Source organism: Corallococcus terminator (assembly GCF_003611635.1).
Lineage (GTDB): Bacteria > Myxococcota > Myxococcia > Myxococcales > Myxococcaceae > Corallococcus > Corallococcus terminator.
Map to the genome: position 1 here is coordinate 1 of NZ_RAVZ01000553.1, position 3,475 is coordinate 3,475.

General features: G+C 69.5%; 3 protein-coding genes. 1 reads left to right on the top strand and 2 read right to left on the bottom strand.

Features of this window, described 5'->3' with window-relative positions:
• The first annotated feature begins 311 nt into the window (after positions 1–311).
• A complete protein-coding gene (locus D7V88_RS39900) occupies positions 312–2,354 on the top strand; it encodes a DUF7151 family protein (RefSeq protein WP_147449088.1) in 2,043 nt (680 codons plus the stop codon).
• A gap of 9 nt (positions 2,355–2,363) precedes the next feature.
• Here the strand turns inward: D7V88_RS39900 and D7V88_RS39905 are convergent, their stop codons facing one another.
• Complete coding sequence (locus tag D7V88_RS39905) at positions 2,364–2,939, bottom strand: RNA polymerase sigma factor (RefSeq protein WP_120545741.1); 576 nt, start codon at positions 2,937–2,939, stop codon at positions 2,364–2,366.
• Between the two features lie 15 nt (positions 2,940–2,954).
• Positions 2,955–3,475: hypothetical protein (locus D7V88_RS39910; RefSeq protein WP_120545742.1), on the bottom strand; the 521-nt coding region annotated here is incomplete at its 5' end.

Sequence of the window (3,475 nt, forward strand, 5' to 3'; positions counted from 1 at the left end):
GTCATGGGGTGAGGCCTCCTTTCCCCGGGCCAACGCGGCACCCGGCGCGCTCTTACACATGCTTGAGACCGTGGGGCGGCCATGGAAGGGGCACCCCGGGTTCCTCCCGATGGAGGCAGGGCAGTCAGCCGGGCCCTGCACAGCGGGGGACTTTTTCGATAGGACGCGGACTCGCGGCAGGTCCCCAACGCTTGGAGTTCCAAGGCCTTGCGGGCAAGCATCCGCCACGCACCGCGGGAAACGACCCGGGAAATCCCCTCGCTCCGTATGGACAGGGAGCCGAGGCGGGGCCCACACGGAGAGGGCAACGAATGCGACGCACCTGGGGGACATGGGGGTTGGTGCTCGCCTTGATGGGCAGCGGCTGCGACGTCATCGATATCCCCGAAATCACCCAGCGCGACGCGCTGACGTGGGTCCGCCCCGAGCCCTCCGGTGAGCACTGTGCCTTTGGCGGTCAGGCGGTCCTGACGGGTCTGGACCAGGACCGCGACGGGGAGCTGGACGACGAGGAGGTCAACGCCACCCACTACCTCTGCGACGACGCTCCCCCCCAGGTCCGCACCCGCACGCAGGCCGAACCCCACGGCGCGAACTGCGCCCTGGGAGGACAGGCGGTGCAGTCCGGACTGGACCGGGACGCCAACGGGCAGCTCGACGACGCGGAGGTCTCCGCCACGGACTACGTCTGCGCCTCCACGGTCGCCAACGTGCTGGTGCGCGTGCGCCCGGTGGCCCCGGGCGCGCAGTGTGCCCGGGGCGGGCAGGTGACCCACGCCGGCCATGACGCCAACGGCAACGGGCTGTTGGAGGACGCGGAGATTTCGCGCGAGGTCTACGGCTGCGACGAACCGGCCCCGGTGCTCGCGAGGGTGCGCGAGGTTCCGCGCTCCGTTGCCCCCTGCGACCGCGGGGGTTCGGTGGTGGAGGCGGGCGCGGACCTGGACCTGGATGGGGTGCTCGCCCCAGCGGAAGTGGATGCCACCGCCTACGCGTGCGACGTGCCGCCCGCCGACCTGAAGCTCGTGAGGTACGAGGCCGAGCCCGGCGGGATGAACTGCCCCGCGGGCGGCACTGGCGTGAATGCTTTCGAGGACGCCAACGGCGACGGTTCACCGGATCCCAACGGCTTCCTGACGACGGTGCACGTGTGCCAGTCCTCCCGCATCCACGATGGAGACTTCGTGGTCGCGAGTGCCGTGGACCTCATCGCGCTCGACGGGGTGGGGCGCCTGCGAGGCACCCTGCGCATCGAGGCCCCCACGCTCGCCGAGGCGGACCTCCCATCGCTGTCCATCATCGACGGTTCGCTCATCGTGCAGGGCAACTCCAGCCTTCGGCTCGCGAACCTGACCACCCTGCGCTTCATCGGGGGGAACGTGGAGCTCCGGGACAATGCCCGGCTCGACAAGTTGAACCTGGGCAATGCCACCCGTGCCCTGCTGCGGGTGGGTGACAGCCTCACCGTGGAGAACAACCCCGCGCTCACCCACCTGGAGGGGCTGGTCGCGGTGGTGCCCGCCAACGACATCACCCTGCGCGCGAACAACGCGGTGGTGGGCCCAGGAGGGCTGCCCAATGTCGTCACGCTCAAGGGCTCGCTCCTCATCCAGGACAATCTCCGGCTGACCCAGAACCCCTTCTTCAAGCTGGCCCACGTGCATGGGGACGTGGTCCTGCGGAACAACTCCGGGATGGCCGGCCCCTTCGGACTGGATTGGCTGGAGAAGGTGGATGGGGTGCTGGAGATGAGCTCGAACGCCCAGCTCATGACGCTCCTGCCCATGGGCAAGCTCACCGCCGTGGGCAGCCTGTTCATCTCCGACAACTCCAAGCTGCCGAACACCGCCGGGTTCGAAAGCCTCGTCCGCGCGGACCGCATCGTCATCCAGGGCAATCCGGTGATGTCCGCCGCCGGGGACATGCCCCTGCTGGCCCAGGTGGAGCAGGACTTCAGCGTGAAATACAACCCGATGTTGCAGCGCGTGCACCGCCTGCCCCAACTGCGAAGCGCGATCGCGGTGTCCAGCATCGGCAATGACGAACTGGTGTCGCTGGAAGGCTTCGGGTTGATGACCCGGATGTCCCTCCTGGAGATCCTGGGCAATCCGAAGCTGCCGACCCTGAGCGACTTCACGGCGCTGCGCGAGGTGACGGTCCTCCAGGTCCGGGGCAATGCGCTGCTCACGGACTTCGGCCTGGAGGAGCTGGCCCGGGTGATGGGTGACTTCGTCGTCACGGACAACGCCCGGCTGCCCACGTGCAAGGCCACCGCGCTCGCGGCGAAGGTGTTCCAGGGCGGCACGGGCCTCGTCCACATCGACATGAACGACGACACGGCCACCTGCCCCTGAAGCCTCCCGTCAGCGGCGGGGCTTGCAGGAGCAGTCCAGGCACCCGTGCGTCGCGCACGCGCCGCAGCCGCGCTCCAGCGAACGCTTGAGCGCGAGCCGCGCCCGGTGCAGCCGCACGCCCGCGTTGTTCGCGGTGATGCCCGCCTCGCGCGCCACGTCCGGCACCGCGCGCCCTTCCAGGTCCACCTGGCGCACCAGCTCCGCGTAGGACGGCTTGAGCGTGGGCAGCAGGTCCGCGAGGCATTCGCACACCACGCCCTTCAGCTCCACGTCCTCCGGGGCGGCCTGCGCGTCGCGCGCCTCCACCTCCAGCGCGCGCCCTTCGGCGGACTGCCTGCGGTGGTAGTCCACGAGGGCGTTGCGCAGCAGGCGGTAGAACCACGCCACCGCACCTTCGCCGTCGTGCAGCGCCCCACCCTTCTCCAGGGTGCGGGCGAAGGCCGTCTGGAAGAGGTCCTCCGCGACGGCCCGGCTTCCCACACGCCGCTCCAGGAACGACAGGAAACGGCGCTGGTGGGCCAGGAGGGCCGCCACCACGTCCTCGCGGTCGGGGGGCAGCCCAGCTTCTGGCCCTTCGGCATCCATGCGCTTCGCTACCGACTACGGAGGGCCGTGGCCCTGGCGAACGGAGTTCAGCTCCACCGCCGTGGCGTAGATCTGCGCCCACGTGCGGTACTTGAAGCGGTTCAACGCGCCCTTCTGGTCGTTCGCGTAGTCGAACATGTCATTGCGGAACAGCTTGTCCGCCGCCTTGCGGGCCTCCGGCTTCAGCGGCGTGCCCTTCTTATCGAAGTAACGCAGCAGGTCATAGCCGTAGTCGTGCGTCTTGGCCGCCTTGTCGAACTCCTTCACCGGGCCAATCTGGCCGGGCACGGAGGCGTAGCCGTGCGGGTCCTGCATGCGCTGCCCGTGCGGCGTCTGGATGGCGAAGGGCTTGTAGCCCATCACCTGCTCGAAATCCGCCGGGGGCGGGATCGCGCCGGTGAGGTAGTCGTTCATCAGCTTGCCGTGGTCGCCCGGAGGGGCGGCCTTGACGGCAGCGGTGCGCTGGGTGGCGGCGGTGCCCGCCGAGAAGGAATCCTTCACCACGTTGCGCGCGGGAGGGGTCGCGGGGCGCGCGG

Excerpts from the sequence above, each read along its gene's own strand:
- D7V88_RS39900 (WP_147449088.1), top strand. The coding sequence starts at position 312 with ATGCGACGCACCTGGGGGACATGGGGGTTGGTGCTCGCCTTGATGGGC.
- D7V88_RS39905 (WP_120545741.1), bottom strand. The coding sequence starts at position 2,939 with ATGGATGCCGAAGGGCCAGAAGCTGGGCTGCCCCCCGACCGCGAGGAC.